Below are 12327 nucleotides of genomic sequence, written 5' to 3' on the forward strand. Positions count from 1 at the left end.
CCGGGGCGCCCCGCACCCGTCCTGCGCACCGCCGCCGACCTCGCGCCGTGGGCCGCGACCGTGGACGAGGTCGCCGCCGCGTTCCCGCCCGCGCGCCCGCTGGAGGGCACGGCGCCGACACGGACGCGGCTCCTGGTCGAGGTCCCGGAGAGCGGTGGCCCTGTCCCCGGGAGCGGCGCTCCCGTCCCGTACTTCGTCGATTTCACCTGGGGTTTGCTCCAGACCGCGACCCGCCGGGCCCCGGACCCGAAGGATTCGAACACCGGGCCGGACACTCGCTCGTAAAGGTGATCAATCCCGTTCAAGTTGCCTCGGGCTACCGGTACGACCGATGCTTACGGGGCGCGAGCGACGGGATGCATACCGTGAGCGAGCGCCGGATTTCCCGGAGGACATGTCCCTTTGCGCACCGGGGAGTTCGTGTCCCACGGGCCCTTGATCCACAGGGGCCCGAGAGTCCCGAAGCAGTACCGAAAGAGAAGGCAGCAACACGATGAACTTCCTCACCGACATCCTCGCCGGCCTCGTCCACGTCGTGGGCTGGCTCGTCTGACGTCGGCCACCAGGCACAGCGCGGCGCCGTCTCCCCCGGTCCCACGGGGAGGCGGCGCCGCCGCGTGGTGCGGGTCAGGGCCTCACGTCACGCTCAGCGCGTCGGTCACTTCACGTTCAGCGCGTCCGTGAGCACCTGCGTGGCCGCGCCGCCCCGGTCGTCACGGACCGAGGCCCGCAGCGAGACGGTCCGCGCGTCGCGCGGCACGCTCACCGCGCCCGTCCAGGTGTCACCCTTCTTCGCGAGGTCGACCTGCTGCCACGTCTTCCCGGCGTCGTACGAGACGGAGAGCGCGCCGGTCGTGAGTCTGCCCGTACCGCTCGCGCCCGCCACGTACGCGGCCGACAGCGCGATCGGCAGCCGCTTCCCGGCGCGTACCGTGCCGTCGAGCGCCGTGTCGACGTCGTAGTTCAGGTTGATCATCGGCAGCGTCGTCTCGGTGTCCGCCGGCGTCTGCGCGGAGCGGACCTCCCAGGCGGAGTGGCCCTTGACGCCCGTGCCCCACACCTTCGGGTCGAGTGTCGTGTCGGTGATGATCTTGTAGGTGTGCTCGGCGGGATCGGCGTCCCAGACGTAGGCGCCGGAGCTCGTCGCCTTCGTGACGGTCTCGCCGTCGACCTGGACCTGTGTCGTCTGGGTCAGCGAGTCGTCGTTCCACACGTCGCCGAAGCCCGTGTGGTCGGGGCCCGAGTCGCCCCAGCCCGGGGTGTTGAAGGCGAGGTCGTCGCCCCTGCGGGTCTGGCCCCAGCCGAGCCCCGTGCCGAGGTAGGGGTGCAGGACGGGCTTGAACCAGTCCAGCTTCGTCTTCTTGCCCGCCGGGTAGTCGGCGAGCCCGCCGCGCTCCTCCAGCGAGAGGTTCGCCCCCGCCTGGACCGTCTCGTGCCAGCGCAAATCCTTGCCCGTCGAGACGTAGTCGGTACGGGTGCCGGGGAAGGCGGCCCGCTCCAGGAAGCCCACGCCGATCGGGAAGGCGTCGGCGATCGAGTAGCGGAACTCGCCACCCGACTGGGCCTTCGCCCCGTAGTACGTCGTGTCGACCGTCGCGAGATCCTTGGCGCGCGGGGCGATCGTGAGGTCCTTGTCGGGGATCGCGCCGGGGTGGCCGACCGAGAGGTCGTAGACGTACGGCGTCCGCGGCGTTCCCGTGAGCTTCAGCTTCTCGCCGCTCTTCGCGGCCCGCGCGAGCACCTTCCCGTCGGCGGCGTTCACGGTCGCGACCGGGAAGGAACGGTCGGTGCCCTCGGCGGTGCCGAAGGCGGCCATGAGCCGCCCGGGCGCGTCGTCGGTGACGAGCAGCGCCGCGGCGCCCGCGTCCTCGGCGTACTGCGCGAGATCGGCCGGGGCGACGGTCTTGTCCGCGTGGACGAGGACCGCCCTGCCCTTGACGTCCTTGCCCTCGTACGCGGGGGCCGCGCCGTTGCCCGCGTCGAAGAGCTTCGCGTTCCGCGTGCCGTCGAGGCTGCCGGACCCGGACTGGAGCGTCAGCTCCGAGACCGTCCGGCCCCCCGCCTTGCCGCTGAGCAGCGGCTTCCCGAGCCGCCACACGGTGCGGTACTCGAAGGTGCCGTTCTTCGGCTTCGTGGTGGGCGCGGCGAAGACGCTGTCGTACGTGAGCGGGACCTGCGCCTGCGCGGTGTAGGCCGAGCCGTTCGCGGAGCGCGTCGCCTCCATGGTGAGCTGCCGGGTCTCCGTCGCGCGCGGGAGCTTCGTGCTGATCTCCCGCAGCGTGCGGCCGTCGAGGGTGACCTCGCGGTCGCGGTCGAGGGTGATCTCGGGCGCGGTGAGGTAGCCGAGGCCGAGCGAGTCCGCGCCGTGCGAGCCGCGCACGTCGAGGAAGGTGCTCAGCGCGTAACTCCCGGGCTTGAGACGGAGCTTGACGGTGCCGGACTCGCCGACCGTCTCCGGCAGGGTGTCGGCGCCCTTGCTGAGCGTCTGGAGGGCGAGGTTCGCGGGGGCCGGGGCGCCGTCGCGGTCCTTGACGTGGACCGTGAGCGTGTAGCGCTCCTCCTCCTTGACGAGGCCGAAGGCGGTGTGGGCGAGGAGCTTCCCGTCGGCGTCCTTCGCGAGGACCTGCCCGGAGAGCTGCCCGACCGGGGCGCCCGTGCCGTCGCCCGTGACGGTCGTGTGCGCGCTGCCGTGCGCGGGCACGGTCAGCTCGGTGTCCGCGAGCGTGACGGTCCCCTCGGGCACGTCGCTCGTGGAGAGGCGCACGGTGAGCGGGCTGCCGGAGTCGTTCGTGTAGGTGAGGGTCTTCGTGACCGGCTTGTTGTCCTCGTACGGCCAGGAGTAGAAGCCGAGGTCGGCGCTCCCGGTCGCGGTGAGCGGGCTCGTCGTCGCGTCGGGGACGCTGACGCGCCCGGCGCCGAGGTCGTAGACGGAGGCGTCGAGGGTCTTCGACGTGGACATGAGCGCGTCCTTGAGCCGCGCGGCGTCCCAGTCGGGGTGCTCCTGCGCGAGCAGGGCGGCCACGCCCGCGACGTGCGGCGTCGCCATCGACGTACCGCTCATCGTCGTGTACGCGCCCTCCCCGGCGACGAGCGAGGAGCGCGCCGCGAGGATGTCGACGCCCGGCGCGGAGACGTCGGGCTTGAGCGCGTTGTCGAGGTAGCGCGGGCCCTTGCTCGTGAAGTAGGCGGCCTCGTCGGAGGAGTCGACGGCGCCGATGGTGAGCGCGTCGTCGGCGGCGCCCGGCGAGCCGATCGAGCCCGGCGAGCCGTAGTTCCCGGCGGCGACGACGAAGAGCGCGCCGGTCTCCTCGGTGAGGGTGTTGACGGCCTGGGCCATCGGGTCGGTGCCGTCGCTCGGCTCGCTGGAGCCGAGGCTCATCGAGACGACCTTGGCGTCGAGGTCCTTCGCGGCCCACTCCATGCCCGCGATGATCTGCGACTCGCTGCCCTCGCCCGCGTCGCTGAGGACCTTGCCGATGGCGAGGTCCGCGTCCGGGGCGACGCCCTTCTCGCGGCCGTCCGAGGCCGCGCCGCTGCCGCCCACGGTCGAGGCGGTGTGCGTGCCGTGGCCGTTGCGGTCGGCGACCTCCTGGCCCTCGATGAAGCTCTTGCTCGCGACGACGCGGCCCTTGAGGTCGGGGTGGTCCGCGTCGATGCCCGTGTCGAGCACGGCGACCTTGACGCCCTTGCCCGTGAGCCCGGCCTCCCACGCCTGCGGGGTGCCGATCTGCGCGTTGGACTCGGCCATGTCGGCCTCGACCTTCGCGTCGAGCCACACCTTGCCGACGCCGGTGCCCGCCGCGAAGGAACGCGTGGTCCCCGTCTTCCGCGCGTTCTCGGTGAGGCTCTCCCAGAAGGCCGCGGGCTTCTTCGCCGTCACGGCGGTCGCGCCGATGCTCGGCAGCGCGCGGACGCGGGTGGTTCCGGCCAACGCCGTGGGCGCGGTACGGGACTTCGCCTGCGCGGCCGTCCCGGTGACGATGAGCGGCAGCGGCGCCGGGGCCTTGCCGCCCTTGCCCGCGAGCCCCTGGGCGACCAGCTCGGTGACGTCGAAGAGGCGGGGATCGAGAGTCCCCTGCGCGAGGTACGGCTCCGCCTCGGCCGGGACGACCCTGACGTGCCCGTCGACCTCCTCGGTGCGGACGACGCCGGTCGCCCCGGGGGCGCGGTCCACGGTCACGGTCTGCTTGCCGCCGGGGAGCGGGGCGAGGGTCACCCGGTCGCCGGTCACGAGGGTGACGGTCGCGGTGGCGTGGGCGGTACGGGCCTGGGCGGCGGTACGAGGGGTGGTGTCCGCCGTCGCGGGGCCGGTGGCGTGGGCGAGCGCGGTGCCGGGGAGCAGGGCGAGCGCGAGCCCGGCCGGCAGCAGCCCGGCTCTGCGCCACACAGGCGCGGATCTGGTCATGAAAGCCCTCTCTTCGTCAGCGCGGCCAGGGGGTGGGACGCGCTGCCGAAGAGTGTGAAGTGCGGCCTGTTGCGGATGAGTTGCGGAACGCTGGCGGAAAGCGGCCATGGCACATTGCCGCCAACGGGCAGGTGGGCGACGGCACATGGGTTTCGGCCAATATCGTGCGCGGGTGGCCGTGGGGTGGCGCGGGGGTGACAGCGAGGCCGTACGGGCAGGGGCGTGGGGGGGTACGGGCGGGGGAGCGAGGCCGTAGGTACGTGGCTCCTCCGTGCCTGCGGGCACGCGGCGGCCCGGAGGGCGCGGGAGCCGGACCCGGGCGGCGACGGAAAGATCAGGCCACGTCCGCCGCGTACCGCCGACGCGATCTTGACAGCGGGCCCGCACCCGCCGAGTAAGGGCCCGTCACGCAGTTTGGGCCTTACCCACCCCCTCGTCCGGCGCAAGCCGAGACGCTTCACCCGTTCCGCCGCGACCCGATCGGCGCAGTCCGGCGGGCAGGCGGGGCGGGGGGCGACCACCCTCGTGGGCAGGGGCGCCGACCGGTGGCTCCTTCCGGTCCGTACCTCGGGAGGCAAGGCCGTGACCGTCAGCCTGGAGCAATTGCGCCGCTGCCACATCGCCGTCGATCTGGGCGCCGCCCGGACGCGGGTGTACGTGAAGGGCCAGGGCATCGTGGTCGACGAGCCGAGCGTCGCGGCCGTCAACACGCGGACCGGGGGGCTCATCGCGGTCGGCGCCTTCGCCCAGCAGATGACGGGCCGCACCCCCGGCTACATCCGCGTCGTACGGCCGGTCTCGGGCGGCACGGTGGTCGACGTGGACATGGCGCAGCGGATGCTGCGGCACCTGCTCGGCGACAAGCTGCGCCGGGCGCTGCGCCGCAAGCCCCGGCTGCGCGCCGCCGCGTGCACCCCGCACGAGTCCGACCCGCTCGCGCGCCGCGCGACCGTCGAGACGCTGGTCGGGCTCGGCGCCCGGCGCGTGGAACTGGTGGACACGCTCATCGCGGCGGCGGTCGGCTGCGGGCTGCCGGTGGAGCGGCCCGAGGCGACGATGATCATGGCGTGCGGCGCCGCGACGACGCAGATCGCGGTGCTCTCGCTCGGCGCGATCGTCACCGCGCAGCGGCTCCCGGTCGGCGGCGACGCGATCGACCACGCGATCGTCGCCCACCTGCGCCACCGCCACGACCTGCTGCTGCCCGCGCAGTCGGTACGGCCCCTGCAACTCGCCATCGACGCGGCCGACCCGCACACCGGCACCACCGAGATCCACGGCCGCGACGCGGCCACGGGCCTGGCCCGCTCGGTCACCGTCGACACGGCGGCGCTGCGCGAGGCGATCAGCGCCCCGTTCACGACGATCCTCGACGGCCTCAGCCGCGTCCTGCGCTCCTGTCCGCCCGACCTCGTCGCCGACCTCGCCGAGGGCGGCCTCACCACGGTCGGCGGCAGCGCCCTCCTCCCCGGCCTCGACCGCATGCTCAAGGAGGCCACGGGCATGCCGATCCGCATCGCGGAGAACCCCGGCATGTGCGCGGTCCAGGGCCTGGGCGCGATGCTGGAGGGCAACGTGAGCCCGATGACCCTGAGCCCGCTCGCGGCGCGGTAGACGCGGGGAGCGCCGCGCGCCGGAAGCGCCTCGCCCAGGAAAACGCGGCGGACGCCCGGGCCACGCGCCGACCGTCCCCCTCCGCCGCCCCGCTCGCCACCGTACGGCCCGTCATGGGCCCCGATCCGCCGACGGCCGGGCCCGCGCGGGCGGCCGGCGGAGTCAGCGGACCGGCTGACAGTCCGTTCCCCGGCTCAGTCCTTCGCCCACTTCTTCAGGGCGGCCTTGTCCTCCCAGTTGCCGATGTTCGTGTCGATGGGGTCGGCGGTGTACTGGTGGATGCGCCAGGGGGCCTTGATGCCCGGCTTGCCGGGTTTGCCGTTGTAGTCGGCGATCCACAGGCCGTCCGCCGCGAAGGACGTCGTGTCCCTGTTGAGCCAGAAGTCGCGGTTGCAGTAGAGCAGTACGCGGTGGTTGGAACCGCGCAGCTTCTGCACCGCCTTGAGGAACTGGTCCTTCTCCTTGTTGCTCGCCGCGGTCCCGTCGCCCGTGTACTCCCAGTCGCAGGCGAGCAGGTCGTACGGGACGCTCGCGCACTGCTCGACGAAGTACTCCGCCTGCGCCTGGATGTTGCCCGGCCACAGGAAGTGGTAGAAGCCGACGACGCAGCCGGCGTCCCTCGCCCGCTTCGCCTGCGCCCGCTGACGCGAGTTGGTATAGGTGCGCCCCTCGGTGGCCTTCACGAAGACGAAGGCCATGCCGTCCGCGTCGAACGACTCCTGGTGGCTGCTGACATCGATCCCTTTGACGGCCATGCGTACTCTCCCTGTCGCGGGCCCGCTCTCCTCTGGGCCCGGCGGGCGGCCCTCGGAGACGCCCGCCGGACTGGTTAGCCTGCCCCCGTCCCGGAGGGGCACTCCGGGCAGCCCCCCGGGTTCAGCGATCCGGGCGATCGCTCGCACGCACGGCCGAGATCCCGGCTTCGCACACACCCGAGCCCGCGTACGCCCGCCCCCCGTACGCCCGCCGGCTCCCGTATCCGAGACGAAGGCCACACGCTCGCCCATTGACTAAGGAATACTGAGCGACTTTCCTTTACTGAGTAACTTACGCCCGCCGGATCACCGATCCCCCGCACCAGAAGGCCCCCTTCATGCCGAAGCTCAGCATCGTCATCGCCAGCACCCGCCCCGGCCGCGTCGGCCTGCCCGTCGGCCAGTGGATCGACGCCGTCGCCCGGGAGCACCGCGGCTTCGACGAGGTGGACCTCGTGGACCTGGCCGAGCTGGACCTGCCGTTCATGGACGAGCCGCACCACCCGCGCCTGCGCCAGTACACCCACGACCACACCAAGCGCTGGAGCGCCCGGGTCGAGAGCTCCGACGCCTTCGTCTTCGTCATGCCGGAGTACAACTACGGCTACAACGCCGAGATCAAGAACGCCATCGACTACCTGTGCCTGGAATGGGCGTACAAGCCGGTCGGCCTGGTCAGCTACGGTGGCGTCTCGGCGGGCACCCGTGCCGCCCAGATGATCAAGCAGGTGGTGACGACGCTCAAGATGACCCCCGTCTTCGAAGCGGTCTCGATCCCGTTCGTGCAGCAGTTCCTCAAGGACGGCCGCATCGAGGCGAACGACGTCATGGAGACGAGCGCCAAGGCGATGCTCGACGAGCTGACGCAGGTCAGCGCCGCACTGCTCCCGCTGCGCCGGGGCTGAGTGATGGCCGACGACGAGGTCCACCACGTCTGCACCCGTTTCCACCACGCGATCGAGCTGATCGGCGCGCGCTGGACGGGCGCCATCCTGCGCGCGCTGTTCACCGGGCACCACCAGTACTCGCTCATCAAGCAGGCCGTCCCCGGCCTCAGCGACACGATGCTGGCCCAGCGACTGCGCACCCTGGAGGCCGAGGACCTCGTCGTCCGCCGCGTCCTGCCCGAAACCCCCGTACGGGTCGAGTACGAACTGACCCCCAAGGGCCGCGAACTCGCCCCGGTCCTCGACGCGGTGGTGGCCTGGTCCCACCGCTGGGTCCCGCTGCCGGATACGGATACGGACCCCGATCCGGCGGGCCGGGCGGCCGCCGAGCGCTGAGCAGGAAGGGGACGGCCGGCGGAGCCGGGTGCGGCGTCAGTCTCGGAGCCGGGCCGAGGCCCCGCCTCAAGCGGTAGCGCCACCGTGCGCGTGACGTACCTGCGGCGGGGGCCGGGAGTCACTTCGCCAGGTTCTCCAGGACGGGGACCAGTTCCGCCGGGCTCGGTTCGGCCGTCATCTCGGTGCGGAGGCGCTCCGCCGCCTCCCGGTGACCCGTTTCCTCCAGCAGCGCGCCGACCGCTTCGCCGACAGTCCCGTCCTTGAGGTCGTCCTGGCGCACCTGGAGCCCGGCGCCGGTCGCGGCCAGACGTACGGCGTTGAACTCGCCCTCGGGGATCTTCGTCACGCCGAGTTGGGGCAAGCCGGCCGCGGCGGCGGTGAGGAGCACGCCCGTGCCTCCGGTGTGCACGATGGCCTGGCACCGGGACAGCAGCAAGTTGAGCGGCACCCAGTCCACCAGGCGCACGTTGTCCGGCATCGGGCCGAGGTGGCCTACCTGCTCCGGCACCATCCCACCGACGGTCAGCACCACTTCGGCGCCCTGCCCGGCGATCTCGCGGGTCAGCCGACCGAACATTTCCATGACGCCCTCGCCCAGCTTCTTGTGCTGCGAGGTGCCCCATGTCACACAGATCCGCGGGCGGCCGGACGGCCGGAGGAGCCAGTCGGGTGCTCTGCCGGGACCGTTGTACGGCACGTACCGCATGGCGTGCCGTGGTGAGATCTCCCGCTGGCCGGGCCAGCGCAGGCTGGGAGGGCAGGGGTCGATCCACGCCGTGGGGTCCACCCGGGGCGTCCGGTTCCAGCGCTCGAACAGTTCCAGGTACCCCGGCCGTACGCGGTCCCCCACCCAGTCCTCGATCTCCAGCCTGAGCAGCCGCGCCAGCCCGTAGAGGTGACTGACGGAGGGCACGCCCAGCACTTCGGCCGCGACCGGTCCGGCGAAGGTGACCGGGTCGTGCACGATGACGTCCGGATGCCAGGCGCGGCCGAACGCCACCAGGTCGTCGACCATCGCCTCGCAGACGCTGTACTGCTTGCGCGCCAGGTTGTCGGTCACCCGCCGCCAGGCGTCGAGCTCGGAGGTGTCGGTGCTCTCCTGGCGCGGCCTGAAGTTGCCCTTGGCGAACCAGCTCTCGGCGTCGATGTCGCTCCCGACCGACACCGAGGGCAGACCGGTCCCGTCGATGGCGGCGAGCAGCGACGGGGTGCTGGCGATCCGCACCTCGTGGCCGGCGGCCAGAGCGGACCAGGCCAGCGGCACCATCGGGTACAGGTGTGGTCTGGCCGCGAACGTGGTGAACAGAAAGCGCATCAGGGCAAACCTCCGGTCGGGCACGGGTGTGAGGCATCGCACCACTGTCTCCCGGAGCCGAGCTTGAGCCGCCCTGGAAAGCGGTCCTCCCGTCGGCCCGGCCGCCCGGTCAAGCCCCCGGCAGCAGGTCCGGCAGCGTGCGCGCCACGTCGGCCGGCGACGGAGTGGCCGCGGCGGAGGCCGCGACTCTCCCGGCCGCCTCGCGGAACCGGGGTTCGTCGGCCAGCTCCCGGACCGCGGCGCACAGCACGGCGAGGGCGGCGGGTCCCGGGCCCAGTTCCGAGCGGACGTGGTGGAGTCCGCAGCCGGTGTCCGCGACGGCTGCCCCCACCAGTTGCTGCTCCGGGCGGGTGGACAGCACGAGTTGCGGAGTCCCGGTCGCCGCCGCTTCGAGGAGCGGGGCAGCAGAACCGGGGTGTACGACGACGGCGCGACGGGTGGCCGGTGCGATGGCCGTGCCCGGCTCCGCGGACGTCACCTCGAATCCCTCGGTGGTCAGCGCTCCCGCCAGCTCCCGCAGGGTACCGGCGCCGGGATGACGCCCCTCGGGGACGAGGAGCACCCGGGGGCGGGTACCCGCCCGGAGCGCGGCGGGCGGGAGAAGTCCCGATGCGACGGGCACGGGACGGATGTCCCGCTGTCCGCCCTTTTGCCGCAGGCGGAGGGCGGGTGGACAGGGTTCCAGCTCGATCCCGGGTACGGCGGCCCGGCCTGCCGCGAATCGCTCGAAGAGCGCTGCCACGGACGGGAGTTGTTGTCCCGTCGAACGGTCCACGTCCATCCGTACCGGAAGAACCCTGCCCCAGGAGTGGCCTACCGCCGGTAGACCGAGCCGGGCCGCCAGCACCGGGCCCGCCAGGCTGGAGGCGTCGTGCAGCACCAGGTGCGGTCTCCAGCGTTCACCGAACTCCACCAGGTCGGGCAGCATCGCGGCGGCCGCCGCCACCTGCTTGCCGGCCAGCATGTGCAGGAATTGCCGTTCCCCCTCGTCGAGTACCGAAGGGTCGGACGGCCAGCCGTCCGGCCAGCGTCTGAAGGTGGCGCCGCGCGCGGGAGGCGCGGCGAGGTCCGGGCCGACCGCCACCGCCGCCAGACTCCGGCGGACCGCACCGGCGGCGGCCTCCGGCGGCGCTGCGGCTACGACCTCGTGGCCGGCAGCCCGCAGGGCGAGCGCCAGGGGTACCAGCGCCGGCAGGTGGGCGGTCGCGTTCCAGGTGACCAGCAGCACGCGCATCGTAATCCCTCGTCCTCTCGTCGTCCGCTCGTCCGGTCCCTCGGTCCGTGCGACGCCGGACCTCCGGTCCGTGCGAAGGCTGTGCCGCCCACGCTGTGGGGCACCGCTCGGTTTCCGGTCATGTCCCGCCGGAGGGTCCACGCTCTCTCCAGGTGGGCACGAGTCGCCCCGCACACACTCGTCGGGACCAATGGCGGCCCCGCGCACGGCGCGGACAAGACGAGAGGGTGGATGCGATGTCCGAACACGACGGGAGCGGTCCACCGGCAACGGCCCTGAAACTGCACGCGCTCGCCTACGGCATGGGGATCGCGGCGGCGCTGTCCGCGGCGGTCCGGCTCGGGCTGCCGGACGCGCTGGGCGAGGAACCCGCTTCGGTCGGCGAACTGGCCCGCGCGGTGGAGGCCGACCCGGGGGCGCTGCGGCAGTTGCTGCTCGCTCTGTCGTGCCGGGAGGTCTTCCGCGAGGCCGGCGAGGACCGTTTCGAGCACACCGGAATGTCGCGGTTGCTGCGGGCCGGGGAGCCGGGCGGCAAGCGGGACATGGTGCTGCTGGCCAGCGCACCGTTCGCCTGGGACATCTGGTCGCGGCTGGAGCAGGCCGTGCGCACCGGTGAGAGCGTCTTTCCCGGCCTGTACGGCAAGGGGCTGTTCGCGTACCTGGTCGAGGACGCCCCGGAGCTGGGCGCGCTCTTCAACCGCGCGATGGCCGGTTCCGGAGCCCTCGTCAACAAGGCCGTCGTCACGTCCCTCGACCTCGCTGGGGTGGAGCACGTCGCCGACGTCGGCGGTGGAGCCGGGCGCACCTTGCGGGCCCTGCTCGAACACGACGGCGGTCTGCACGGAACGCTGGTGGACCTGCCCCCGGTCGTCGCCGAGGCGGATCCCGGCCTGCGCGCGAATGGCGCGTTCGCGGACCGCTGCGAGCTCGTGGGATGCGATGTCACCGAGGAGCTTCCCGTCCAGGCCGACCTCTACCTCATCAAGCACGTCGTGCACATGTGGGACGACGACACCGCCCTGCGTGCCCTGCGGACGGTGGCACGGCGGGCGCGGCCCGGCTCCCGCGTGGTGCTCGCCGAACAGTTGCTGGACGCGGGACCCTCGCCCGAAGTGACAACGACGATGGGCCTGTTGATGCTCGTCAGCCAGGGCGGGCGGGAGCGGACCGGTGCCGAGCTGCGGGCGCTGCTGGAGCGCGCCGGCCTGCGCTGTACGGGTATCCGGCCCACCGGTACCCAGGTGCACCTCGTCGAGGCTGTCGTCGAGAAGTGAGCCGGCAGGGCGGTGCGGCCCGGGGGCCTGCCGAGTCGCCCGTCCTGCCTCCGGCGGCACGGCAGGACCCCGCACCCTTCGGTGCGGGGTCCTGCCGTGCCGCCGGTATCCGGCCGGCCCGCGTCGCCCTTCCTCTCAGGCCGAGGCCAGGTGCCGGTTCACGGAGTCGATCAGCAGCTGCGGGGTCGTCTCGGTCGTGATCTCGTCCTCGGGCAGCGCCACATCGAATTCGCGCTCGATGTGCGCCGCGGCCTCCAGGACCGCCAGGGAGTCGTAGCCCAGCGCGCCGAAGGAGGTGTCGAGGAAGTCCTCGGCCGCGGCGGAGTCCTCCTCCGCCCCGCCCACGGAGCGCAGGATCTCTTTCAGGTTCTCAGCACTCAGCGATGTCATGGTCATTCCCTCTCTGCTCGTGCCGCCGCTCGGGGCGGACGCGGATCGGTGGCTTCC

9 protein-coding genes and 1 pseudogene are annotated in these 12327 nt (G+C 72.7%); 5 read left to right on the forward strand and 5 right to left on the reverse strand.

The features are described from left to right. Nucleotides 1–285, forward strand: a pseudogene (locus tag G3I42_RS34020) (hypothetical protein); the annotation flags it as partial. A 373-nt stretch (nt 286–658) separates the two neighbouring features. Here the strand turns inward: G3I42_RS34020 and G3I42_RS34025 are convergent. After that, on the reverse strand, nt 659–4405 hold the full coding sequence (locus G3I42_RS34025; protein WP_164291512.1) for a S8 family serine peptidase: 3747 nt from the start codon (nt 4403–4405) through the stop codon (nt 659–661). Between the two features lie 582 nt (nt 4406–4987). Between G3I42_RS34025 and G3I42_RS34030 the strand changes: the two genes are divergently transcribed. Next, nucleotides 4988–6019: a rod shape-determining protein gene (locus G3I42_RS34030; protein WP_164291513.1), complete on the forward strand. Its 1032-nt coding sequence runs from the start codon at nt 4988–4990 to the stop codon at nt 6017–6019. A gap of 194 nt (nt 6020–6213) precedes the next feature. Here the strand turns inward: G3I42_RS34030 and G3I42_RS34035 are convergent, their stop codons facing one another. Beyond that, a complete protein-coding gene (locus G3I42_RS34035) occupies nt 6214–6774 on the reverse strand; it encodes a glycoside hydrolase family 25 protein (RefSeq protein ID WP_164291514.1) in 561 nt (186 codons plus the stop codon). A gap of 338 nt (nt 6775–7112) precedes the next feature. Here G3I42_RS34035 and G3I42_RS34040 point away from each other — a divergent pair, with 338 nt between their 5' ends. Continuing rightward, complete coding sequence (locus G3I42_RS34040; RefSeq protein WP_164291515.1) at nt 7113–7679, forward strand: NAD(P)H-dependent oxidoreductase; 567 nt, start codon at nt 7113–7115, stop codon at nt 7677–7679. 3 nt (nt 7680–7682) lie between these two features. Continuing rightward, a complete protein-coding gene (locus G3I42_RS34045) occupies nt 7683–8057 on the forward strand; it encodes a helix-turn-helix domain-containing protein (protein WP_164291516.1) in 375 nt (124 codons plus the stop codon). A gap of 118 nt (nt 8058–8175) precedes the next feature. On the opposite strand, the gene G3I42_RS34050 is transcribed toward G3I42_RS34045, so the two are convergent. Both G3I42_RS34050 and G3I42_RS34055 read right to left on the reverse strand, forming a co-directional pair. After that, nucleotides 8176–9372 (reverse strand): nucleotide disphospho-sugar-binding domain-containing protein, encoded by a 1197-nt coding sequence (locus G3I42_RS34050; protein ID WP_164291517.1) that lies wholly within the window; start codon nt 9370–9372, stop codon nt 8176–8178. A 109-nt stretch (nt 9373–9481) separates the two neighbouring features. Next, the gene (locus G3I42_RS34055; protein ID WP_164291518.1) at nt 9482–10606 is read right to left on the reverse strand and encodes a nucleotide disphospho-sugar-binding domain-containing protein; all 1125 of its coding nucleotides are present in this window, start codon (nt 10604–10606) and stop codon (nt 9482–9484) included. Between the two features lie 236 nt (nt 10607–10842). Between G3I42_RS34055 and G3I42_RS34060 the strand changes: the two genes are divergently transcribed. After that, entirely contained in the window at nt 10843–11880 is a 1038-nt protein-coding gene (locus tag G3I42_RS34060; RefSeq protein WP_164291519.1) for a methyltransferase, read from the forward strand. A gap of 135 nt (nt 11881–12015) precedes the next feature. On the opposite strand, the gene G3I42_RS34065 is transcribed toward G3I42_RS34060, so the two are convergent. Further along, nucleotides 12016–12270 (reverse strand): acyl carrier protein, encoded by a 255-nt coding sequence (locus G3I42_RS34065; RefSeq protein WP_164291520.1) that lies wholly within the window; start codon nt 12268–12270, stop codon nt 12016–12018. Between the last annotated feature and the right edge of the window lie 57 nt (nt 12271–12327).

The sequence above is a fragment of the Streptomyces sp. SID11385 genome, from assembly GCF_010548245.1.
Classification (GTDB): Bacteria; Actinomycetota; Actinomycetes; order Streptomycetales; family Streptomycetaceae; genus Streptomyces.

Excerpts from the sequence above, each read along its gene's own strand:
- G3I42_RS34055 (WP_164291518.1), bottom strand. The coding sequence starts at position 10,606 with ATGCGCGTGCTGCTGGTCACCTGGAACGCGACCGCCCACCTGCCGGCG.
- G3I42_RS34050 (WP_164291517.1), bottom strand. The coding sequence starts at position 9,372 with ATGCGCTTTCTGTTCACCACGTTCGCGGCCAGACCACACCTGTACCCG.
- G3I42_RS34025 (WP_164291512.1), bottom strand. The coding sequence starts at position 4,405 with ATGACCAGATCCGCGCCTGTGTGGCGCAGAGCCGGGCTGCTGCCGGCC.
- G3I42_RS34040 (WP_164291515.1), top strand. The coding sequence starts at position 7,113 with ATGCCGAAGCTCAGCATCGTCATCGCCAGCACCCGCCCCGGCCGCGTC.
- G3I42_RS34035 (WP_164291514.1), bottom strand. The coding sequence starts at position 6,774 with ATGGCCGTCAAAGGGATCGATGTCAGCAGCCACCAGGAGTCGTTCGAC.
- G3I42_RS34060 (WP_164291519.1), top strand. The coding sequence starts at position 10,843 with ATGTCCGAACACGACGGGAGCGGTCCACCGGCAACGGCCCTGAAACTG.
- G3I42_RS34065 (WP_164291520.1), bottom strand. The coding sequence starts at position 12,270 with ATGACATCGCTGAGTGCTGAGAACCTGAAAGAGATCCTGCGCTCCGTG.
- G3I42_RS34045 (WP_164291516.1), top strand. The coding sequence starts at position 7,683 with ATGGCCGACGACGAGGTCCACCACGTCTGCACCCGTTTCCACCACGCG.